This is a genomic window from Saccharopolyspora terrae (assembly GCF_004348435.1).
GTDB classification, from domain to species: Bacteria; Actinomycetota; Actinomycetes; order Mycobacteriales; family Pseudonocardiaceae; genus Saccharopolyspora; species Saccharopolyspora endophytica.
The window spans coordinates 213,749-234,700 of the sequence record NZ_SMKS01000003.1 but is presented as its reverse complement, the minus strand read 5'-3'; the positions used below and the strand labels follow the sequence as shown (position 1 = coordinate 234,700).

The 20,952-nt window shown below is 71.0% G+C and carries 18 protein-coding genes; 10 read left to right on the top strand and 8 right to left on the bottom strand.

The window, feature by feature from the left end; genetic code table 11:
* The 3 genes from E1181_RS03990 to E1181_RS03980 form a co-directional block, all read left to right on the top strand.
* The coding region (locus E1181_RS03990; RefSeq protein WP_132672492.1) for a TNT domain-containing protein at positions 1-1,032 on the top strand (1,032 nt) is incomplete at its 5' end.
* Positions 1,029-1,331 carry a hypothetical protein gene (locus tag E1181_RS03985; protein ID WP_132619158.1) on the top strand — a complete coding sequence of 101 codons (303 nt, stop codon included), beginning with the start codon at positions 1,029-1,031 and terminating at the stop codon, positions 1,329-1,331. The genes E1181_RS03990 and E1181_RS03985, both read left to right, overlap by 4 nt.
* Positions 1,332-1,662: 331 nt before the next feature.
* Positions 1,663-3,438 carry a DUF2339 domain-containing protein gene (locus E1181_RS03980; protein ID WP_132672491.1) on the top strand — a complete coding sequence of 592 codons (1,776 nt, stop codon included), beginning with the start codon at positions 1,663-1,665 and terminating at the stop codon, positions 3,436-3,438.
* A gap of 76 nt (positions 3,439-3,514) precedes the next feature.
* On the opposite strand, the gene hisN is transcribed toward E1181_RS03980, so the two are convergent.
* Complete coding sequence (gene hisN, locus E1181_RS03975; protein ID WP_132672490.1) at positions 3,515-4,288, bottom strand: histidinol-phosphatase; 774 nt, start codon at positions 4,286-4,288, stop codon at positions 3,515-3,517.
* Positions 4,289-4,422: 134 nt separating this feature from the next.
* Between hisN and E1181_RS03970 the strand changes: the two genes are divergently transcribed.
* Positions 4,423-5,097, top strand: coding sequence for a response regulator transcription factor (locus E1181_RS03970; RefSeq protein WP_132672489.1), 675 nt, complete (start codon positions 4,423-4,425; stop codon positions 5,095-5,097).
* 199 nt (positions 5,098-5,296) lie between these two features.
* On the top strand, positions 5,297-6,571 hold the full coding sequence (locus E1181_RS03965) for an ATP-binding protein (protein ID WP_132672488.1): 1,275 nt from the start codon (positions 5,297-5,299) through the stop codon (positions 6,569-6,571).
* Positions 6,572-6,574: 3 nt separating this feature from the next.
* On the opposite strand, the gene E1181_RS03960 is transcribed toward E1181_RS03965, so the two are convergent.
* Entirely contained in the window at positions 6,575-7,099 is a 525-nt protein-coding gene (locus tag E1181_RS03960) for a GtrA family protein (RefSeq protein WP_132672487.1), read from the bottom strand.
* Positions 7,100-7,223: 124 nt separating this feature from the next.
* Positions 7,224-9,734: a sigma-70 family RNA polymerase sigma factor gene (locus E1181_RS31710; protein ID WP_207922003.1), complete on the bottom strand. Its 2,511-nt coding sequence runs from the start codon at positions 9,732-9,734 to the stop codon at positions 7,224-7,226.
* A 232-nt stretch (positions 9,735-9,966) separates the two neighbouring features.
* On the opposite strand from E1181_RS31710, the gene E1181_RS03950 reads away from it, so the two are divergent.
* The 3 genes from E1181_RS03950 (at position 9,967) to purE (ending at position 12,554) form a co-directional block, all read left to right on the top strand.
* Complete coding sequence (locus E1181_RS03950) at positions 9,967-10,734, top strand: hypothetical protein (RefSeq protein ID WP_235876047.1); 768 nt, start codon at positions 9,967-9,969, stop codon at positions 10,732-10,734.
* An 82-nt stretch (positions 10,735-10,816) separates the two neighbouring features.
* Positions 10,817-12,001, top strand: a complete 1,185-nt coding sequence (locus tag E1181_RS03945) for a 5-(carboxyamino)imidazole ribonucleotide synthase (protein ID WP_132672486.1) — start codon at positions 10,817-10,819, stop codon at positions 11,999-12,001.
* 64 nt (positions 12,002-12,065) lie between these two features.
* Positions 12,066-12,554, top strand: a complete 489-nt coding sequence (gene purE, locus E1181_RS03940) for a 5-(carboxyamino)imidazole ribonucleotide mutase (RefSeq protein ID WP_132672519.1) — start codon at positions 12,066-12,068, stop codon at positions 12,552-12,554.
* Positions 12,555-12,872: 318 nt separating this feature from the next.
* Here purE and E1181_RS03935 read toward each other — a convergent pair whose 3' ends face one another.
* The 5 genes from E1181_RS03935 to E1181_RS03915 form a co-directional block, all read right to left on the bottom strand.
* A complete protein-coding gene (locus E1181_RS03935; protein ID WP_132672485.1) occupies positions 12,873-13,655 on the bottom strand; it encodes a thioesterase family protein in 783 nt (260 codons plus the stop codon).
* Positions 13,656-13,710: 55 nt separating this feature from the next.
* Complete coding sequence (locus E1181_RS03930; protein WP_132672484.1) at positions 13,711-14,424, bottom strand: TIGR03089 family protein; 714 nt, start codon at positions 14,422-14,424, stop codon at positions 13,711-13,713.
* 17 nt (positions 14,425-14,441) lie between these two features.
* Positions 14,442-15,638, bottom strand: a complete 1,197-nt coding sequence (locus E1181_RS03925) for an LCP family protein (protein WP_235876045.1) — start codon at positions 15,636-15,638, stop codon at positions 14,442-14,444.
* Positions 15,639-15,993: 355 nt separating this feature from the next.
* The gene (locus E1181_RS03920; protein WP_132672482.1) at positions 15,994-16,602 is read right to left on the bottom strand and encodes a DUF4232 domain-containing protein; all 609 of its coding nucleotides are present in this window, start codon (positions 16,600-16,602) and stop codon (positions 15,994-15,996) included.
* A 441-nt stretch (positions 16,603-17,043) separates the two neighbouring features.
* The gene (locus E1181_RS03915; protein ID WP_235876043.1) at positions 17,044-18,456 is read right to left on the bottom strand and encodes an LCP family protein; all 1,413 of its coding nucleotides are present in this window, start codon (positions 18,454-18,456) and stop codon (positions 17,044-17,046) included.
* Between the two features lie 590 nt (positions 18,457-19,046).
* Between E1181_RS03915 and rfbB the strand changes: the two genes are divergently transcribed.
* Together rfbB and rfbD are read left to right on the top strand one after the other, a co-directional pair.
* Positions 19,047-20,033, top strand: a complete 987-nt coding sequence (gene rfbB, locus E1181_RS03910) for a dTDP-glucose 4,6-dehydratase (RefSeq protein WP_132672481.1) — start codon at positions 19,047-19,049, stop codon at positions 20,031-20,033.
* The gene (gene rfbD / locus E1181_RS03905; protein WP_132672517.1) at positions 20,030-20,950 is read left to right on the top strand and encodes a dTDP-4-dehydrorhamnose reductase; all 921 of its coding nucleotides are present in this window, start codon (positions 20,030-20,032) and stop codon (positions 20,948-20,950) included. Before rfbB ends, rfbD begins: the two co-directional genes overlap by 4 nt.
* Positions 20,951-20,952 lie beyond the last annotated feature (2 nt).

Below are 20,952 nucleotides of genomic sequence, written 5' to 3'. Positions count from 1 at the left end.
CCTCAGCAGGGCGTGGCCGCCGTGCGCCCACCGCAACCACCCCCGGTCAACCGGGCGCCGATGGCCTTCGGGCAGGCCGGACCCGCACCTCAGCCGCCGGGCGGCCAGCCCCAGCACGTCCAGAACCAGCCCGCCTCCCACCAGCAGGTGCAGCGCGGAGCACTGCGCCCGCTGCCGCCGCAAGCCCAGCCGCCGCAGTCCCCGGCCGCCCCGGAACCGCAGCAACGACCGCTGCGCCACGGTCCCCGCAACGCCGACGTGGTCGCCTTCGTGCTGCACCAGTTCCCGATCGGCTACATGCCGGTCGCCGCCGACCAGGCCAGCCGCCAGCTGCCGGTGCACGACGCGCCCGAGAACCGCGAAGGGCTGAACTTCCCGCCGCAGGACCACCCCCGCTCCGACCTGGTCGACGACACCGACGCGCTGCGCCGCGCCCAGAACACGGCGCTCTACGAAGAAGCCCGCCGCAACCGCGCCGAACCCCCCGAACCCGCCACACCCCCGGAAGTGCTGCTCGCCTCCCACGAACCGCTCGGCGAGCTCAGCGAACTCGACTGGGAACGCCGCTACGAGATCCGCGACGGCGAGCACACCCGGCACCGCTGGCCGCAAGCCGACGAGTTCCCGGAAGGCGGGTTCGAACCCGGTGAGGCCGTCGTGCTGGAACCGGACGCGGTCATCGACCTGTTCGGCACCGGCGACGGGCGGCTCTTCTGCGCTGCCGCAACACCTTTCGCGCACCGCTCACTGCCTCCGGCCCACGCCGAGCGGGACTACCGGCGCTACCGGCTGCTGCGGCCGCTCCCCGTCTGGCGGTCGGTGGCCGCCCCGTGGTTCGAGCAGCCCGGCCGCGGAGTCCGCTACCGCACCACCTACCCGGCCGCCGACCTCGTCGGACTCGGATACCTGGTGGAACTGACCAAGTCCCGGGAGCTGTCGGAAGCCTCCACGCTGCGCTTGGTGCTCACCGGCACCACAGACGGCGAACCGCCCCCGGACCAGCACGATCGGCAACAGGAGAGCCCGCGATGAACAGCGAATCAGTACTCGGCTGGCTGATCGCGATGGGAGTTCCGGAAGAACTGGTCTCCATCGGAGCCGAAGCCGACGACGCCTGGTGCCTGCTGCGCACGGAGTCCGAGAACGGACCCGGCTGGGAGGTCTTCTGGCGCGAGCAGGGAAATCGCTACGACTGGGCCAGCTTCAGCAACGAGCAGGTCGCCTGCTTCTACCTGTTCGGGCGGCTCACCTGGACTCAGGCCCTGCGCGGTGTAGTCGGGCCGGTCGACGTCACCAACACTCCGCCGCAGGGGACTCCTGTTGTTCGGTGAATGCTCCGTGGTCCTTATTGCCGGGTGGGTGGCGGTTGGCGGGACTTGAGCGGCTTTACTGCAACTACTCAGTGGTCTTGTTGCTTTGCGGTGCGGGTAGCGGAACCTGAGCGGCTCTCTGGCTCCGGGATCCGAGACTTGTGTATGTCCAACACGGTGCTACGGCTGTCCTCCCCGGAGAGCCGCTCAGAACCCGCGGCGGTGCCGGTTGCTTTGGTGGGGTAGTGAGAAAGCGACTTCGTCGCTTGCCTGACGTTGGCTGGCCTTGGCTGCTTGGTATTTGAGTAGTGCTACGGATGTCCGGGTGGCGTGTTGGCTGGAGCATGTCGGCATGTCGCAACCGCACCAGGGGGACACGGACACCCTCCAGTTGGTCGCGGGTGAGCTCGCCGCGATCGGGCAGCGCCTGTCGTACCTGGGCAGCGTGCTGCAGACCGAAGCGGCCACCCGGCCCCAGGAAGCGCCCGCGCCACCGGCCGCTCCGCAGCAGCCGCCCGCGGGACCGCTCCCCGCCTACCCGACGCAGGCCGTGGCCGAGCCTCGACGCCGGATCAGGCCGAACCTCGAACCCAGTCGCGTGCTGGCCTGGGTCGGCGGCGGCGTCACCCTGCTCGGCGTGGTGTTCCTGCTGGTCCTTGCCGTCCAGCAGGACTGGCTGGGCCCGGCCGCGCGAGTCTCCGGGGGAGCCGCGCTGGCCGCGCTGCTGATCGCCGCCGGTGGGTGGGTGCATCGCAAGGCCGCCGAGCAGCGCATCGCCTCGATCGCGCTGGCCACCACCGGTTTCGCGGCCCTGTTCCTCGATGTCGTCGCCGCGACCGCGCTCTACGGCTACCTCCCGGCCCCGGCCGGTCTGGGCACCGGGCTGCTCGTCGCGATCGGCGGACTCGTCCTCGCCGACCGCTGGCAGGCGCAGCCGTTGGCGATCGGCGTCGTGCTCGGCTCCGCGATCTGCGCGCCGATGATCACCCAGGGCGCCGACGCGCTGCTGATCGGCTTCGTCGTGCTGCTGCAGGTCGCCGCCGCCCCCGTCCAGGTGCGACGCGGCTGGGGCGGGCTCGCGCTCGCCGCGGGCATCCCCACCGGGCTCGCCGCGCTGGTCGGCGCGTTCTGGGGCCTGGCCTTCCCGAACCCCGTGCTGGTGCCCGCGATCCTGGTCGCCGCCGTGCTGGGCGTCGTCATCGCCGCCGTGACGGCGGGGTTCCTGCCCGCCGCCGAACGCACCGCCATCGGTCTTCTCGTCGCCGCACCGACCCCGTCGTTCCTCGCTGGTCCGATGCTGCTGGAACGCGCCGAGGCCACCGCGACCGGCGCGGGCATGGCGCTGCTGCTGGCCGCGATCTGGGCCGTCGGCCGCTACCTGCCCGCCTTCGCCGACTGGCTGCCCGGCCGCTTCCTGTCCGCCGTCGGCGCGATGGCCGTCGTGGCGACCGGGCAGGCGACGATCACCGCCCTGGACGCGTCGAGCTGGGCCACCGGCCTGCTGTGCGAGGCGCTGCTGCTGACCGCCGCCGGACACCTGCTGCGGCGCGGCGGAATCCTGCTCGGCGCCGCCTGCTACGCGGTGTTCGGGTTCTTCCTGGCCCTGGCCAACGAGGTGCCGATCAGCGCGCTGCTGTTCTCCGACGACGAGGGCACCGGCGTGGCCGGTCTCGTCGCCGGCCTGCTGATCGCAGTGGTGGCCGTCGCGCTGCCCACCGCCGGGGTGCGGATCGGGAAGGTCGCGAGCCTGCCGGCCTCGCTGCCGCTGTGGGCCTCGGCCGCGCTGGCGCTGCTCTACGGCACCGCGAGCGCCACGATGGCCGCGTGCCTGCTGGTCAGCGAGTCGCGCGGGGCGTTCCTGACCGGCCACATCCTGATCACCCTGTGCTGGGTGGTGTTCGCGATCGCCCTGCTGCTGCGCGGGGTTCAGGTGCGGCACCTGCGCATCGGCGGACTGGTGCTCACGGCCGTGTCGCTGGCGAAGCTGCTGCTGTTCGACCTGGCCACGCTCGACGGCTTCGCGCGCGTCATCGCGTTCCTGTGCGCAGGGCTGATCCTGCTCACCGCAGGAGTCGGCTACGCCCGACTCCTCACCCGCCAAGCAGAACCATCGGCTCAGGGCTGGTGAAGAAGGCGGAGGTAGCCGCTGTTTCAGCTGTGGGACTCAGCTCGCACCGCCGAGCGAGGTGATTTCCCAGCAGTTCTCAGCGCTCCAGCAGGCGCAGGGCTTCGTCGTGGAGGTGCCCGTTGGTGGACAGGGCGTTGCCGCCGTCGTAGCGGGCTGTTCCGGAGAGGTCGGTGAACCTGCCGCCGGCCTCCTCCACGAGGATCTGCGCCGCCGCCACGTCCCACGGGTTGACGATCGGTTCCGCGGCGATGTCGATGACGCCCTCGGCGACCAGGCAGTGGTGCCAGAAGTCGCCGAACGCCCGGTTCTCCCAGCAGGCGTCGATCAACCGCAGGTAGGACTCCCGCGAGTGGTGCTCCACCCAGGTGCCCAGGTGCGTCGTGGACACGTAGGCGTCGGCGGTGTCGCGCACCCCGGACACCGAGATCCGCTCGGGCGCGCCCTGACCGGTCCGGCACCAGGCGCCTTCGCCTTCGGCGGCCCACCAGCGCTTGCCCAGGGCCGGGGCGCTGATCATGCCGACCACCGGGCGCTGGCCGTCGACGAGCGCGATCAGGGTGGCCCAGGCGGGCACGCCGCGCAGGAAGTTCTTGGTGCCGTCGATCGGGTCCAGCACCCAGGCGCGGCCGTCGCCGGTGGTGCCGCCGCGCTCCTCACCGGCGACGACGTCACCGGGACAGTGCTTCGCGAGCACCTCGCGCACGGCGTCCTCGACGGCCAGGTCGGCGTCGGTCACCGGGGTGCGGTCGGGTTTGCGGTCGACGCCGAGATCGCGGGCGCGGAAGCGCGCCGTGGTGATCGAGTCGGCAACATCGGCCAGCTGCTGGGCGAGATCGAGATCGCTGGTCACGTCCCCAGACCCTAGTCCGTCGCCCCCGGCGACCTGGCGAGGGCGGTGGCGGCGGTGATCCGCGGACACTTCCAGTTCCGCCGAGCCGCACCGCTGGGCGAAGGAACTTCCGCGCAGGCTCTAGTCTGGGATGCGTGAGCGTGGTGTTGCTGGCAGAAGATGATCCGGCCATCGCGGTGCCGCTGTCCCGGGCGCTGCAACGCGAGGGCTACGCGGTGAAGGTGATCGCCGACGGTCCGTCGACGCTGCACACCGCCGCCGAAGGTGGCGTCGACCTGCTGGTCCTCGACCTGGGGCTGCCGGACATGGACGGCCTGGAGGTGTGCCGCAGACTGCGCGCGCAGGGCCGCGGACTCCCCGTCCTGATGCTCACCGCGCGCACCGACGAGGTCGACTTCGTCGTCGGTCTGGACGCCGGTGCCGACGACTACGTGGCCAAGCCGTTCCGCCTCGCCGAGCTGATGGCCCGCATCCGCGCGCTGCTGCGCCGGGGCGCGCCGGAAACGCTGGAGGCCTCCGGGGTGCGCCTGGACCTGACCGCACGCCGGGTCCTGGTCGACGAGCACGAGGTGCAGCTGGCGAACAAGGAGTACGAGCTGCTGCGGGTGCTGATGCAGCACGCGGGCCAGGTCGTGACCCGCGAGGAGATCCTCGAGGAGGTCTGGCCGGAGTCCGACCGCAAGGGCAGCAAAACCCTCGACATGCACATCTCGTGGCTGCGCCGGAAGCTCAGCGACAGCAACGGCAGGCTGGACGAGACCCGCATCGCCACCGTGCGCGGCGTCGGCTTCCGCTTCAACTCGGACTAGGAGCTGAGGAATGCGGCGAAGCCGCTGTTTCAGGTGTGGGACTCAGCCCTCACCGCCGCAGGTTCTGAGCGGCTTCGTGGCGAGTGCGCCGGGACGCCGTGCATCGGCATGCATCAGGAGCGGCGCACGGAGTCCACGGAGCCGCTCAGGTTCTGCCACCTGCACCGCCAAGCACAGCAACCCCATCAACAGGATTTAGATGCGGCGCCGGATCTTGCAGGCCACCTTGCTCGCGGTGGCCGTCACCACGGTCGTGCTGGGGCTCCCGCTGGGCTTCAGCGCGCTCAAGCTCGTCCAGGACCTCACCGGTGCCGACCTGTCGACGCGGGCGCAGCAGATCGCGACGCTGCTCGACGAGCAGGTCGCCAACCAGCGCCCGATCGACCTCAACGCCGTGCGGCTGGCGGTTCCGGAGGGAGCTCGCCTGGTGGTGCGGACCCAGGCGCACGACTACGTCTACGGGCCCGATCCCGGTGAGGACCCGCTGGTCCAGAGCGTGCCGATGGTGCAGAGCGGCACGGTGACCATCGCCGCGCCCAGCGCTCCGGTGCGCACCCAGCAGCTCCAAGTGGCCGGGCTGGTGCTGATGCTCGTGGTCCTGTCCGCAGGCACCGGCATGATCGTCGCCTCGGTGACGGCGCGACGGCTCGCCGATCCGCTCCGCCACGTCGCGTCGCGAGCCGCGCGGCTCGGCGCGGGTGACTTCCGGCCCGATCCGCAGCGGCACGAGGTTCCCGAGCTCGACCGGGTCGCCGACGCGCTGGACGCTTCCGGCGCGGCGCTGTCCCAGCTGGTGCAGCGGGAGCGCGAGCTCGTCGGGGACGTCTCGCACCAGCTGCGCAGCCGCCTGACCGCGCTGCACCTGAGGTTGGAGGCGCTGGCTGCGGTCGACGACGCCGACGTCTCCGAGGAGGCGGGCGCCGCGCTGGAGCAGGCCGAGCGGCTCTCCGCGGTGCTCGACGACCTGCTGGCGGCGGCGACCGCGGCGCGCGCCCGCGACGCCGAACCGCTCGACGTGACCAGCCTGCTCAACCAGGTCGCCGACGAGTGGCGCGAACCGCTGCGCAACCAGGGCCGCACCTTGCGGCTCAAGATCGGTGACGAGCTGCTGGCGCGCGCCACCCCGGCGCGGCTGCGGGAAGCGATCGGGGTGCTGCTGGACAACGCGCTGCGGCACGGCGAAGGCCCGGTCACGCTCACAGCCAGGCACGGCGGTGGCACGGTGCTCATCGAGGTCTCCGACGCCGGATCGGGAGTGCCGGACGAGCTGGTGCCGCACGTCTTCGAGCGCGGCTTCTCCGGGCACGGCTCGACCGGGGTCGGGTTGGCGCTGGCCCGGGCGCTGGTGGAGGCCGACGGCGGTCGTCTGGAGCTCAGCCAGGCGCGTCCGGCGATGTTCGAGGTGTTCCTCCGGGTCGCGCGCGCCGACGACGTGCTGGGCCTGCTGTGGAAGCCGGAACCCACCCCGCGCTGAGCCTCAGCGGGCCAGCGCCGGGTCGTTCTCCGGGGTGTCCTCTTCGTGGTCGGTGGGGAAGACCCACTTGCGGAAGGCCCACCAGCGGAACGCCATCCCGAGCAGCAGCCCGACGATCTGCCCGGAGGTGAAGTCGGCGATCTCCTCGATCAGCCTGCTCGTGTAGGGCGTTTGCAGGTGGAGCACGTAGCGGGAGACCCACAGCGGCGCGGAGTACAGGCCGACTCCGATGCCGCTGATGATGAAGTACAGCGTCGCCTCGTGGTGCCTGCGATGACCGCCGCGCGTGCGGAACGACCAGTCGCGGTTGAGCACGTAGGACACCAGCGTCGCCACCAGCACCGCGATGACCTTCGACGTCACGGGTTTCGGCGAGAGGATCGTCAGCTTCAGCGCGTAGAAGATGCCCGTGTCGATGAAGAAGGTGATCGCGCCGACGACCCCGAACTTGAGCAGCTCGCGGTACCGCAACGCGAAAGCCCGGTACGGCTGCGGGACCCGCGCGAGTACCGAATCTGCAACGGACACCCCCCAAGTCTACGGAGGGGCCGCGCGTCCCTGGGCCAGGACCGGAGTACGCCACCTCACTTCCGGCCGCTCGTCCCGGCCCCGATCGGACCGCCGATCAAGGCCGGGACGAGCGCTGAGCAGGTCAGGAACCGGACGTGGTGGTGCTCGACGTCGTGGTGCTCGACGTGGTCGGGCGCGACGTGGTGGACGACGACGGCGGTGCGGTGGTCGTCGACGGGGGCGTGGACGACGAGCTCGGAGTCGGGCTCGGCGTCGTCGTGGTCGTCGTCGGCGGTGGTGGTGCTGTCGTCGTCGTGGGCGGGACCGCGGTCGGCGACGGCTGCGGCGGCGGGAGCGGGCGCTCGTGCGACGGCGGGTGGCAGTGCCCGTGCTCCCACGGCCGGTCGTGCCCGTTGCCGTGCCCGTGTCCGGGCGGCCACGGCGGCTCCCCGGTGTGGCCCGGCGGCCACCACGGCGGGCAGTCCGGCCGGGTGCTGGTCGTCGTCGACGTGGTCGTGCCGGTGGTGGTCGGCGGCGGGGTCGGTTCCGGCGGCTTCGGCGGCCACCAGGGCGACCACAGGTGCAGTGCCACGACCTGCCGATCGGTCGCCTCGCCCAGCGTCGCGGTGATCGGAACCCAGACGTCGTGCCGGTGACGTCCCTCGACGGCCACCGCGTCCGGGTCGTGCACCGGCCACCACGGGTGGCCCCGGTGATCGCGGTCGCTGGAGACCCACAGCTCCCGGTAGAAGCCCTCGTGCGGTGCGAGATCGTCTTCGGCGCAGGTGACGGTTCGACCGACGGCGGTGCAGCCGGTCGGCACGACGTCGGCTTCGGCGCCCTCGGGCAGCTCGGCCACCACTTCCGCGCGACCGGTGCTGGTGCCGGTGTTGCGGACCCCGATCGCGACCCGGCTGATGTCCATCCACGGCTGGTCCCACGCCCAGGCGTGGAGATCGACCCGGTCGACGGGCTTCGGCGGTGCCGGCGGTGCGGGCGGCGGGGGCTCCGGCGCGGGCTGCACGATCACCGGTACCGCGGGCAGCCGCAGGTTGATCTGGCCACCGGCGCTGATGGACACGGTGATCTCGCCGCCGGTCGCCGACTCGTCGGCCCGCACCAGGTAGTCGAAGACCATCGACTCGCCGGGCCGCAGCCCCCGGTCGGTGGTGCAGGTGACGGTGCCGCTCGAACCGTTGCAGCGCACCGCCGGAGCACCGGCCGCCTGCGTCACCGAGGCGCTCTGCGGCGACGTGCTCGCGGGCGTGGTCGACGCGGCCTGGGGCGCGGTGCTCGCCGGGCCGGACACGGCCGCCGGGAGCTGCGCGGTCACGCCCGGAGGCAGCGCCATCGTCGAGGTGAGCGGCACCGACGGACCGGTTCCGCTGTTGGTCACCCGGATCGGCACCGACACGGGCGCACCCCCGGCGACCAGCTGCAACGGCTGCGAGGGGCCGGTCGCGTTGAGCGAGGGCGTCACAGCCGGAGGGGGAGGCGGGGCGAGCGCCGGTGCGGGTGCGGGAGCGGCGGGCGGCGCCGCGGGAGGAGCCGCCGGAGCGGGAGCCGCAGGCGGCGCGGCCGGGGGTGCCGCAGGTGGCGCCGGAGCCGGTGCCGGCGCGGGCGGTTCCGCGGCGGGCGGAGCCGCAGGTGGCTGCGCGACCGGGATGGACTGGTCGGCGCCGGAGGTCATGGCGACCGCGATCGCGGCGGCCAGCACGGCGGACGCGACACCGGCGGTCACCGCCTGGCGAGGACCCGAGCTGGCCGCGTCCCCGGCGGCCGCACCGGCACCACCGGCGGCGCCACCGGTGACGAGCGCCCCGGCAGCGGTACCGCCGGAGGAAGCCGCGGCGAGGTAGCCGGTGGCGGTGACGCCCAGGACCAGCGGCGCGATGATGACCCGCAGCGCGCCGTTGACGTCGGCGAGCTCGGCCGCCAGCGCGCGGCACCGGTCGCAGGTGTCGAGATGGGTTTCGACCTGCGCGGTCTCGCGCTTGGACAGGCCGCCCCGGGTCCACGAGCCCAGCTTGTCGACGGCGGCCCGGCACTGCTCGACACCGGAGCCGGTGGCTTCCAGCTGACCGAGGTGGACCTGCAGGTAGGCCTGCCGGAGCCCTTCCCTGGCGCGGTAGGCCAGCGCGGACACGCCGTTGGGCGTCAGCCCGAGCAGCGGGGCGACCTCGGCGGGCGACTGCCCTTCGATCTCGACGTGCCAGAGCACGGTCTGCCAGCGCTCCGGCAGCCGGGAGAACGCCTGCGCGGCGAGGGTGCGCTCCAACCCGTCGACGGCGGTGTCGGTGAACGGCACGCTGACGTCGGCCCCGGAGACCTCGGCGACGTCGTCGGCCAGCTGCACCTTGCGCTCGCGCCGAGTCCGGTCGTAGGCGCAGTGCCGCAGCGCGGTCAGCAGGTAGGCGCGGAAGGCCGTGGTGGGACCGCGTCCTTCCCGCAGCGTGTCGAGGACCTTGGCGAACGCCTCGGAGACGAGGTCGTCAGCCTCGGCCGCGGACTTGGCGACCTGGCGGGCCATGTTGTAGGCCGCCGCCACGTGTCGCTCGTAGAGCTCGCCGTAGGCCTGCGACGAACCGCCGCGCACCTCTTCCAGGAGCTCACCGTCGCTGGGGCTCTCGACTTCTGCTGGGACAGTCGCCACGCCGCACCTTCCTCCCCGCAGGGGGCATGTCCTCGTCAGTCCTACCTGGGAGCTCGGTCGGCGAAAACCACCTGATGTGGAATTCGCCGAACATTGTGATCCGAATCGTATGGGCAAAGCCAGCGAGTCCACCGTCATGGGCGACCGTCTGCTTCGTCTCGCTCACGAGTAGGCCCGATGGGGAGGGACGTTGAGCATGCGGGACTGGCCACTGAGGTGTGACGCGTCGGCAGTGCGGACGCTGGAACGAGCGGTGCGCTCGCGCTGGCGGACGGCGAGCCTAGCAGCGGGGTGGCCGTTTCCCAGCGATTGGGAGGTTTCGGCCGTCGAAGCCGTGTGCGCGGCCGTCGTCGCGGGCGACGACCTGTCCGATCCGCTGGCGGAACTGGGCGCGTCGCGCGCGGAATCCGGTGTCGGACTGTCCGGAACGCTGCAGGACCTCGCCGCCCTGCACGCCGTGGCCGGCGAGGACTCCGACGGGCTGGTCTCGGCCGACCCGGACGCGGTGCCCGCATCGCTGATCCGGATCACGGCGCTGGGCTGGGCGGACGCGGTCAGCGGCATGGCGGTCGGCCGCGAGGTCCAGGACCCGCTGACCGGGCTCAACACCGCCGCCTACCTGCGCACCCGGCTGCACGAGGTCTACCGGGAGGCGAGCTCGCGGGGCTCCACCGCCGACGAGGACTACGCGCTGATCACCGTGATGCTGGGCGTGTCCACCGACGGCTACCCGCGGATGGTCGCGATGGTGCTCATCGCCGACGTGCTGCGCTCCGTCTTCGACGCGGGCGAGACCACGGCGCTGCTGCGCGCGGCCACGGCGGCGGTCCTCGCCCCGCGCACGCCGCAGCTGCGCAGCCGCTGCCAGCAGGCGCAATGGCTGATCGAGAACCGGCTTGCCGCGGACCCGGCGCTGCGCGACTGCGGCCAGATCCGGTTCCAGGAGGAGACGCTGCCGGGCGATCACGCGGAGGTGTGCCGGTTGCTCGCCGCGTTGTGATCACCCGCGCCGAGCTGTGAACCAGGTCGCGCTAGTTCGTCCCGGTGCAGGTGTGAGGCGTGCACCGCCTTACGCTGGACGGGTGGACCAGCGCACCGGAACCCCAGTTGTCGGCATGATCGGCGGTGGCCAGCTCGCCCGGATGACTCACCAGGCGGCGATTCCGCTCGGGCAGTCGCTGAAGGTGCTGGCGAACTCGGCGGACGAGTCCGCTGCGCTGGTGGCCTCGAACGTCGAGTTCGGCCACCACACCGACCTGGAGGCGCTGAAGACCTTCGCCCAGGGCTGCGACGTGGTCACCTTCGACCACGAGCACGTTCCCGGCGATCACCTCCGCGCGCTGGAGGCCGCCGGCGTGTCCGTGCAGCCGCGCCCCGACGCGCTGCTGCACGCCCAGGACAAGCTGGTGATGCGCCGCAAGCTCGCCGAGCTGGGCCTGCCGGTGCCGCCGTTCGCCGAGATCACCTCGGTCGACGACGTGCTGAAGTTCGGTGCCGAGCACGGCTTCCCGTGCGTGCTCAAGACCGCTCGCGGCGGCTACGACGGTCGCGGCGTGTGGATGCTCGACTCCGCCGAGGACGCCGAGCGCACCGTCTCCGAGCTGCTCGACGGCGGCGCACCGCTGCTGGCCGAGCAGCGCGTGCCGCTGCGCCGCGAGCTGGCCGCGCTGGTCGCGCGCTCGCCGTTCGGTCAGGGCGCCGTGTGGCCGCTGGTGGAGACCGTGCAGGAGGACGGCATCTGCGTGCAGGTGCTGGCACCGGCCCCGGACGCCTCGCCGGAGCTGATCGAGCGGGCGCAGGACATCGCCCTCAACGTCGCCGAGTCGCTGGGCGTCACCGGCGTGCTCGCGGTGGAGCTGTTCGAGACCGCCGACGGCCTGGTGATCAACGAGCTGGCGATGCGCCCGCACAACTCCGGGCACTGGACCATCGAGGGTTCCCGCACCTCCCAGTTCGAGCAGCACCTGCGTTCGGTCCTCGACTACCCGCTGGGCAGCACCGAGCAGACCGCGCCCGCCGTGGTGATGGCGAACCTGCTGGGCGCCGAGGTCGAGCCGACGATGAGCGTCGACGAGCGGCTGCACCACCTGTTCGCCCGCTACCCGCACGCCAAGGTGCACCTCTACGGCAAGAGCGAGCGCCCCGGCCGCAAGCTGGGCCACATCACGGTTCTCGGCGACGACATGGCCGAGGTCCGCGAGCAGGCACGGCTGGCGGCGCACTGGCTCTCCGCGGGTGAGTGGCTCGACGGCCACGAAATCCACTGACGTCCAGCAGCTTTCGACATTCCAGGAGGTCCGCGTGAGTGAGCAGCCGCTCGTTGGCGTGATCATGGGCAGCGACTCCGACTGGCCGGTGATGCAGGCTGCCGGTGAGGCGCTCGCCGAGTTCGACGTCCCCTTCGAGGTCGGCGTCTACTCCGCGCACCGCACGCCGCAGCGGATGCTCGACTACGCGCGCGAGGCCGCTGACCGCGGGATCCGCGTGATCATCGCCGGCGCGGGCGGCGCCGCGCACCTGCCGGGCATGGTCGCCTCGGCCACGGTGCTGCCGGTGATCGGCGTCCCGGTGCCCCTGAAGCACCTCGACGGCATGGATTCCCTGCTCTCCATCGTGCAGATGCCCGCGGGAGTCCCGGTCGCCACGGTGTCGGTCGGCGGAGCCCGCAACGCGGGCCTCCTCGCGGTCCGCACCCTCGCCACCGACTCCGGCGACCTGGGCACCCGCCTCCGCCACCAGATGGCCGACTTCCAGGCAAACCTCGAAACCCTGGTCCACGAAAAGCACGCAGCCCTCCAGTCCAAGGCCGACCAGTCCTGACCCGCGCCCCAGCGCGACCAACGCACCGAACCAACCCCGAACCCCCGGACATTCAGCCACCGGATCACGGCAGTTCTCCGCATCCGGCCCGTCCCCAGCTGGGTTCCCGATTTCAGTGGAAGTCCTCTGCCGGACTTCAGTGGAAATCGGAACCCGGATTTCCACTGAAATCCGGGATGCCGGGAGACCGCCACGCGTCTGGACCGCCCCGGGCTGCCCGGATTACGGCGGTATTCGGGCCCCTGTTCACGGCGGTTTTCCGGGTTCGGATCGTGAAAGTGGTCGGGTTGCGCCGGTGGGTGTGAGGGGTGTTGTCGTTTAGCCAAGTTGGTTGACCATGACTGCTTCTTGGGCTGTGCCGATGGGGCCCTCGGTGTCGTAGAGGCGGGCGTGGGCTGTGCCGATCCCGGTGAGCTGGACGTCTCGTCGCATCTCCATGCCGAGCCACTCGCCGCGCATCTCGCGGTGCAGGTAGATCGAGACGTCGGTGTTGATCCAGGGACCGAACAGTTCGCCGACCGGGCTGGCGGCGCTGATCGCGTCGGCGAGGATCGCCACGTGCGACAGCGGGCTGAGGGGTTCACCCGGCAGCAGCGGAAGCGGCATCCGCATCCACGCGCGGCTGACGCCGGTCGCCGACTGGTCGGCGATCCACCGCACCTGCATCACGTCGTGCACTCCCCAGCGCAGCCCCAGCTCGGGTGGGAGCAGCGTGCGGTCCTCCAGGCCGTCAGGACCGTCGAACGGCACGGCGGAGCCGGGCGCCGGTCCGTCGAGGTCGGAGCGCCGCAGCAAGTGGGCGGTTGCGTTGGTGTGCAGCCGGCCGTCGATGTGCAGCCCGGCCTGCACCACCTGGAGCCGCTTGCCGGTGCGCAGCGGACGCACCTCGATCGACAGCGGGACGCGCGGCACCGGGCGCATCAGGTCCACGGTGAGCCGGGCGAGGAATAGGTCCGGGTCGTCGTTGGCCGCCTCGATGGCGCGGGCGATCAGACCCGCGACCGGGCCGCCCCCGGTCAGCTCGCCCCAGGGGTTCCCGGACGCCTCGTTCGGCACGAAGAGCTCGCCCTCGGTGCGGAAGAGTGACTGCGCAGCACGCATCCCTCGATGTTACCCGCGAGTAGGTAACTGATGCGGGCCTTGTGTGAGGGGCCTCTCAGAGCCCGAGTTCGACGGTCGTGCGCTCGTCGGCGCGTCGCTTGTCGAGCTTGGCGAGGTCCGGGTTGGTGCAGTGCACGAGCGCGGCCTCCGCGGCGAGCACCGCGAGCAGCCCGTCCACGACGCCACCGGGCAACGTCCAGTCCAAGGTGGACAGGACCCGGTCGCTGCGGCCGATTCCCAGCTCACCCGCGCGGCGCTTCGCCAGCTCCAGCACCTCGTCGACCGACTTGCCCAGCAGCGCGGGCGAGTCCCCGGCGACGGGCGTGATCGGGCTGAAGTCGTCACCGTGCACGCGGATGTCCGAGACGTAGTCGACGGCGTCGGTGGGCAGGCCGCGAACCGGCGCCCCCATCGGGTCCAGACCGACGGCGGCCACCACGTGCGCGCCCTCGCCGCGCGCGAGGTCGGCGGCCGGGACGAACGCGACCTCGGCGCCCGCGGGCTCGTCGGTCACGTGCGCACCCGCCCACCAGGCGCCCAGCAGCACGCCGACGGTCTGCCAGTGCGCGGGCAGCGACACCGAGACCGGCGTCTCCGGCTCCAGGTCGATCTCGTCCACCAGCCAGTTCGCCGTCTTCGCCGCCCAGTTCGCGGTGGTGGCTCGGGAGAGCTCGATGCGAGCACCGGTGGCGTCGTCGTAGTGCGTGATCAGGGGTTTGGGTGCTCCGCTCGCCAGCAGCGGGCCGAGAAGTGCCTGGGTGACGCTCATGCGCGCAGCCTAACCGGCTAGTTCACGCAGGGAACGTCGCCGTCGGAGGTGATCGGTCGTTGCCGGGCGGTCCCGTCCAGGCGCAGACCCGGTTTCGGGGCCAGGCCGGGGGCGTTGGCGGACAGGCCGGCGAAGAACTGCTGCACGGCCGCGCGGTCGATGGAGACGATGCTCTGGCCCCGCTCGTCGCGCGCGCCCGCGCTGAGCACCGGCATCGTCACGAAGTTGACCCGCCCTGCGGCGATCTGCTGCATCTGCTGCACGAAACCCAGCGCGTCCCAGTCCTCGTCGAGCTCGACCGTGCGCTGGGTGGCCGCGGTCAGGTCGTTGACCATCGCGGGATCGGTAAGCGTGCCGGTCGAGAGCACCTTGTTCGCCAACGCCGCCATGAACACCTGCTGGCGCACGATGCGGTCCAGGTCGCCGCGCGGCAGGCCGTGCCGCTGGCGGACGAACGACAACGCGTCGCCGCCGGTGACGGTGTGCCGCCCGGCGCTGAAGTCGGCCCCGGAGTCCTTGTCGCTGGTCGCGTTGTTGAGGCACACCTCGACACCGCCGACGGCGTCGGTGAGCTCGAAGAACCCGAGCAGGTTGATCTCGGCGTAGTGGTCGATGCGCATGCCGGTGAGCGTCTGCACGGTCTGCACCAGCGCGCGCTGCCCGGCGACCTTCGAGCGGTGCTCGACCTCGACGGCGGGCAGGTTCTGGTCCTCCAGCTCCTCGGCCGCGGCCTTCTTGGTGAGCCCGTACACCGAGTTGATCTTGTCGGGGTTGCCGGACGGCGTCTCGGTGTAGGTGTCGCGCGGGATGGACACCGCGGTCGGAGCCGCACCGCTGTGCGGAACGCGGATGAGCACCAGGCTGTCGGTGTTGAGCCCACCGGTGGCCTCGGTCCGCAACTGCTTGAGGACCTTCAGCGGCAGCGGATTGCCCTGAGCGTCCGTGCGGCTGTCGCTGCCGACCAGCAGCACATCGGTGGCCCCGTCGTCGGGCGGAGGAGCGTGCGGCACCTCGGCGAGCACCTTCGCCGAGCTGACCTCGCTGAGCCGGTCGATGACGAACCAGCCGACGGCGCTGAGCCCCAGCACGACGACCGACGCGAACGCCACCACGCTCCGTCCCGCGATCCGCGCCGCTGAGCGGGACCGGCCGGACGAAACGACTTCGGGGCCGTCCGGTTCGGGGAGCTCATGCCCCTGATCCGGTTCGTCCACCGAGCCCTCCCCCTGGGTTTTGTGTCGATGATTCACAGTAAACCGCCGAGGATCATGCTCAAAAGCCGGAGGAGGGGAACCTTTCGGTCACGTCGTGAGGGGAACGTCTCGGTCACGAGGAGGGGAACTTTCCGCTCACTTGATGAAGGGGCCCCTGGGGCACGAGGAAGGGAGCCTTTCGCTCACCTCGTGAGGGGAGCTCTTCGGTCAGGAGTGGGGGAACTTTCCGCTCACTTCGCGAGAGGAGGCCCTGGGGTGCGAGGAGGGGAACCTTTCGCTCACGTCGCGAAGGGAGCCCTGGACGCGGCGAAGCCCGCGCCGGTGCGGCGCGGGCTTCGGGCGGGAGTTGCGTGGGTCAGAACAGGACGCCCTGGGCCGAGGGCTGGAGGGTGCCGACCTGCAGGCTCTTCAGCGGGATCTCGGTGACGGGCTCGTTGTTCAGGCCGTTGACCGGGGCGTTGACCGAGCCGCTCATGTCGGCGGGGCTGGCGACGAAACCGCTGGTGACGTAGGTGTTCGAGTCGCCCTTGTCGCCCAGTTCGGCGTGGACGCCGGCGAAAGCGGTGCGACCCGGCTCGAGGGTGATGTCCTGCGGTCCGCCCGGGATCTCGACGTTCTCGCTGGGAACCTCCTCGATCGGCTCGTTCGCCATGTTGGTGGGGGTCAGGTTCACCCAGCCGCCGAGCTCGCAGGCCTTGTCCGAGGTGTTGGTCATGGTCAGCAGGTACTGGTTCGGGTTGGGCTGGGCCTGCAGCTTGATCTGGAAGTCCGTCGCCGAGCAGTTGGACGCGGAGACGTCATCGTCCTGCGCGGTGCCGACGCCGGCGGCGTTGACGGCCTGCGGACCGGAGTTGGACAGCCCGGCCGGCGAGTTCGTCGCGGCCTGACCGCTGCACCCGGCGATCAGCAGGGTTCCGCCGAGAAGGGCGGTCGCGGCACCGACGGTACGAATTCGCTTCAGCATGATTGGGTCCTTCCCCCAGGGCGCTACCGGGCTTTTCTCACCCGCTTTTGCTTCGTAAGACGTGCCGCCCCCGTCTCGGTTGCTTCGCGTTGAAAAAGAATGCGAGCAAGTCCCTGACCTGCTGGTTCGTTGTTCGCGGGGAGGAGTGGGTCACTGTTCGCGCGGCTTTCGGGGGAATCCCCTAGGGGTTGTCCCCCATATTTCAAGCGCGATTCCAGATCTGCGTGCACGAGGCGCGAAATCACGAGAGCGGGAGTGCCGTCAATTGCGATTCAAGTGCCTGGCCCCGCGCAGGGCCGGCCGCACGAGGGAAGCACGGCCCCGAGCGCGGTCGGGTGGATCCAGCCCCTCACAGCAGAAGCATGGGAGCTTTCCTGTCATCTGCTGGTGACAGGAAAGCTCCCATGCTGCTTGGCGGTGACAGGGAAGTTCCCACGCGGCTCAGTCGATGCAGGGGACCCCATCCGCGGTGATGGGGTTGTTCCCGGTGTCCGCCTGCGTGCGCAGCGGGGCGGCCTTGTTCAGGCCGTCGAGGCGGAGGGTGGGGGCGCCGGTGAAGTTCGACTTGCCGGGGCCCTTGTAGTCCTTGCCGATGTAGACCTCGACGCTGCCCGCGGTCAGGTTGGGGCTGACCTCGGTGGGCAGGCCGCCGAGGGACTCGGCGACCATCTTGCCGACGTCCTGCTCGCCGTTGGCGTAGTAGACGACCGAGGAGCTGCGGGTCTCGGAGTTGGAGCTGCTGCCTTCCTGGAATCCCTGACTGGTCAGCTCCTCCAGCACGTTGGCGGCCAGCCCGCTGATGCCGGAGGCGTTGTAGACGCTGGTGGTGATCTTGGTCGGGGACTTCAGGGTCGCCAGCTTCTGCGCGCGCTGCTGCGGGGGCAGGAGCAGGTCGGCCGCGAACTGCTTGCTCTCGGCGATGTTGAGCGTGACGTCCTCCTGGCCGGACTCGCCGACCAGGTGCACCGGGGCGCTGTAGAACTGCACGTTGCCGCCGGCGATGCCCTGCATCTGCTCGGCGAAGCCGAGGATGTCGCTGGCCAGCGCCGGGTCCAGGGTGACCGACTTGTTGATCGCGTCGATCAGCGCGCTGAGCTTCGCCGGGTTGGCCAGGGTGCCGGAGGACAGGATCCGGTGGGCGAGCGCGGACATGAACACCTGCTGGCGCTTGCCGCGGGAGAGCTCGTTGAGCAGGCCGTGGCGCTGCCGGACGAAGGCGAGCGCGTCGGCGCCCTGGATCGTCTGCACGCCCTTCTTGAAGTTGGCGCCGGAGTAGCTGTCCTTGGTGGCGTCGTTGAGGCAGACCTCGACGCCGCCGACGGCCTTGGTGATCTCGTAGAACCCGAGCAGGTTGACCTCGGCGTAGTGATCGATGCTGACGCCGGTGAGCTTCTCTATGGTCTCCAGCAGCGCCTGCTTGCCGGCCAGCCGCGACTTCTCGTCGAGCTCCTTGGGGTCGGTGACCCCTTCGTCCTGCAGCTTGGCGCGTTCGGCGTCCTTGCCGCGGTTCATGGTCTCGGTGAGCTTGTGCTTGTCCTCGCCGATGCCGCTGTTGACCATGGTGTCCCGGGGGAAGGACATGGCGCTGGCGCTGTGACCGCCGTTGGGGATGCGCACCAGGATCATGGCGTCGGTGAGGTCGCCGCCCTCCTGCGTGGTGTGCAGCTCCTGCAGGATCTGCTTGGGCAGCGGGTTGCCCTGCGCGTCGGTGCGGCTGTCGTTGCCGATCAGCAGGATGTCGGTGGCGCCGTCGGGGGCGCTGAACCCGCTGCCGATGACGTCGGCGGTGCCGGTACCGCCCGCTCCCGGCCGGAACATCGCCCAGGCGAAGCCGGTGATGCACAGGACGATCACCGACAGCAGGGCGGTGAGGGTGCGCGCGCCGTTGCGGGTGCTCTTCCGCTGCCAGAAGCCGCCTCGGCTCCAGACATCGTCGGGATGAAGGTCGGCGTCACCGGTTCGAGCGGATTGCCTCGCCGCAGCCTTACTCTGAGCAGTCGCTGCTGTGCTCCTCGCAGCACCCGCGGAGCCGGTCTTCGCAGCGCCTGCCGCACCGGTGCGACGAGCACCCTGCGGTCGGCCGGCAGGAGCGCCGGAGCGGGCCGGTCCGCCTCCGGGGCCACGTGGCGGAACACCTCTTCCGGGCCGCCCATCAGGGCTCCCGGGCCGCCTCGGCCGGTCGTCCACGCGATTCCTCCTTGGGGGCTGCGGGGGCGAGCGTTACACCTACACGAGTGATATTGCCCGACTTCTCGGAGAAGGCTAACGGTGATCCACTCGAACCATGACGGGTCCCTCGAGATCTGGTGATCTCACTCATAAGGGTGAACCCCATCTGTGACGGTACGTAACTTGGGAGTCGATGGGGTCGAGCATCGGCGCATGTCAGACTGCCCATCGCGGGCCGTGCGCCTACTGCCCGCGCAGGACGAGGAAGAGGCGGAATGCGGATTCTGGTCACCGGTGGGGCCGGCTTCATCGGCTCGCACTACGTCAGGCAGCTGCTCAGCGGGGCTTACCCGGCCTTCAGCGGTGCCGAAGTGATCGTGCTGGACAAGCTGACCTACGCGGGCAACGAGGCGAACCTGGCAGAGGTGGCCGATGATCCTCGGCTGCGGTTCGTGCGCGGCGACATCTGCGACCGCGACCTGCTCGGCGAGGTCATGACCAGCGTCGACGTGGTGGTGCACTTCGCCGCGGAGACCCACGTGGACCGCTCCATCACCGGCTCCGACGCCTTCGTGGTGACCAACGTCGTGGGGACCAACGCGCTGCTGCAGGCCGCGCTGGAAGCCGGCGTGGGCAAGTTCGTCCACGTCTCCACCGACGAGGTCTACGGCTCGATCGAGACCGGTTCGTGGCCAGAAGATCATCTTCTCGAGCCCAATTCTCCTTATTCGGCGGCCAAAGCGGGCTCCGACCTGCTGGCGCGCGCCTACCACCGCACGCACGGGCTGCCGGTGTGCATCACGCGGTGCTCGAACAACTACGGCCCGTACCAGTTCCCGGAGAAGGTGCTGCCGCTGTTCATCACGAACCTGATGGACGGGCGCAAGGTCCCCCTCTACGGCGACGGCATGAACGTGCGCGACTGGTTGCACGTCGGCGATCACTGCCGAGGCATCCAGCTCGTCGCCGAGTCCGGGACGCCGGGCGAGATCTACAACATCGGCGGCGGCACCGAGCTGACCAACCGGGAGCTGACCGAACGGCTGCTCGCCGAGTTCGGACTGGACTTCTCGATGGTCGAACCCGTCGAGGACCGCAAGGGCCACGACCGCCGCTACTCGGTCGACCACGCCAAGATCGCCGAGCTCGGCTACGCCCCGCAGATCGACTTCGAGACCGGGCTGCGCGACACCATCGCCTGGTACCGGGAGAACCGGTCGTGGTGGGAACCGCTGAAGGAGCGCGCGGCGGTGGCCCGATGACCCGGCTGGCGGTGCTCGTCCCGGGCGGCAAGGGCCAGGTCGGCTCCGAGCTGTCGGCCATCCTCGACGCCCGGCGCGAGAACCTGGTGCACGCACCGGGATCGGGCGAACTCGACATCACCGACCCCGAATCCGCGCGCGACGCCGTCGCATCGTTCGCCCAGGCCGCCAGCGACGCCGAGCTCCGCCCGGTCGTGATCAACACCGCCGCCTACACCGCGGTGGACGCGGCCGAGTCCGATCCCGAAGGGGCGCACCGGGTCAACGTCGCTGGTCCTGCCGCGCTGGCGGAGGCGTGCCGGGACGGCGGACTGCCGCTGCTGCACGTGTCCACCGACTACGTCTTCCCCGGCGACGCCGACCGCCCCTACGAGCCGGGCGACGAGACCGGGCCGCGCACCGTCTACGGCCGCACCAAGCTCGAAGGCGAGCGGGCGGTGCTGGAATCCGGTGCGAGCGCGTGGATCGTGCGCACCGCCTGGGTCTACGGCGCGCACGGCGGCAACTTCGTCAAGACCATGGCCCGGCTGGCGGCCCAGCGCGACGAGCTGTCCGTCGTGGACGACCAGATCGGCTCGCCCACCTGGGCCGCGGACCTCGCTCGCGGCCTGCTGGAACTCGCCGAACCCGTCGCCGCGGGCACCGGACCGCAGCAGCGGGTGCTGCACTGCACCAACACCGGGTCCACGAGCTGGTTCGAGTTCGCCCGCGCCATCTTCACCGAACTGGGCCTCGACCCGAACCGGGTGAACCCCTGCAGCAGCGCCGACTACCCGACCAGAACCCCGCGCCCGGCCTACTCGGTGCTGTCCGAGAACGCCTGGAAGGGTGCGGGTCTGACACCATTGCGGCCTTGGCAGGACGCGCTGAAGGAGGCCTTCACCACCAGCGGGGAAGCTTTCCGCCACCGCGGATGAGC

What these genes read in the sequence shown, in the direction of transcription:
- rfbB (WP_132672481.1), top strand. Translation starts at nt 19,047, where the DNA reads ATGCGGATTCTGGTCACCGGTGGGGCCGGCTTCATCGGCTCGCACTAC.
- purE (WP_132672519.1), top strand. Translation starts at nt 12,066, where the DNA reads ATGGGCAGCGACTCCGACTGGCCGGTGATGCAGGCTGCCGGTGAGGCG.
- E1181_RS03935 (WP_132672485.1), bottom strand. Translation starts at nt 13,655, where the DNA reads ATGCGTGCTGCGCAGTCACTCTTCCGCACCGAGGGCGAGCTCTTCGTG.
- E1181_RS03980 (WP_132672491.1), top strand. Translation starts at nt 1,663, where the DNA reads ATGTCGCAACCGCACCAGGGGGACACGGACACCCTCCAGTTGGTCGCG.
- E1181_RS03920 (WP_132672482.1), bottom strand. Translation starts at nt 16,602, where the DNA reads ATGCTGAAGCGAATTCGTACCGTCGGTGCCGCGACCGCCCTTCTCGGC.
- rfbD (WP_132672517.1), top strand. Translation starts at nt 20,030, where the DNA reads ATGACCCGGCTGGCGGTGCTCGTCCCGGGCGGCAAGGGCCAGGTCGGC.
- E1181_RS03965 (WP_132672488.1), top strand. Translation starts at nt 5,297, where the DNA reads ATGCGGCGCCGGATCTTGCAGGCCACCTTGCTCGCGGTGGCCGTCACC.
- E1181_RS03930 (WP_132672484.1), bottom strand. Translation starts at nt 14,424, where the DNA reads ATGAGCGTCACCCAGGCACTTCTCGGCCCGCTGCTGGCGAGCGGAGCA.
- E1181_RS03985 (WP_132619158.1), top strand. Translation starts at nt 1,029, where the DNA reads ATGAACAGCGAATCAGTACTCGGCTGGCTGATCGCGATGGGAGTTCCG.